Source organism: Filimonas zeae, from assembly GCF_014641615.1.
Classification (GTDB): Bacteria; Bacteroidota; Bacteroidia; order Chitinophagales; family Chitinophagaceae; genus Filimonas; species Filimonas zeae.
In genome coordinates, this window is sequence record NZ_BMIB01000020.1 from 1 (window position 1) to 554 (window position 554).

General features: G+C 45.7%; 1 protein-coding gene. It reads right to left on the reverse strand.

The window, feature by feature from the left end:
• Positions 1–554: Ig-like domain-containing protein (locus IEY13_RS30040; protein WP_188959474.1), on the reverse strand; the 554-nt coding region annotated here is incomplete at both ends.

Sequence of the window (554 nt, forward strand, 5' to 3'; positions counted from 1 at the left end):
AAAGCATTTACAGTTATACGGGCAGTATCCTGGCTTATACAACCAGAACCAGTGGTTACAGTATAACTAACTACTGCATTACCAGCACCGGCACCACGAACTACACCATTATTATCTACAGTCGCAACACCAGGATTGTTACTGCTCCATACACCCGTTCCACCAGTAGAAGCATTACTCAATGTAATAGTACTACCGGCACATACTTCACGAGGGCCAGCGGTCTTCACCATCTGAGGTAAAGCGCTTACATTTATGCGGGCAGTATCCTGGCTTACACAATCTGAGCCAGTTGTTACAGTGTAAGTAATCACCACATTACCAGCACCTACGCCACGAACTACGCCATTATTATCTACAGTAGCAATACCATTAGCGCTGCTGCTCCATACGCCCGTTCCACCAGTAGAAGCATTACTCAAAGTAATAGTACTACCAACACATACTCCACGGGAACCAGCGGTCTTCACCATCTGAGGTAAAGCATTTACAGTCACACGAGCAGTATCCTGGCTTACACAACCCGAACCAGTGGTTACAGTATAAGTAATTAC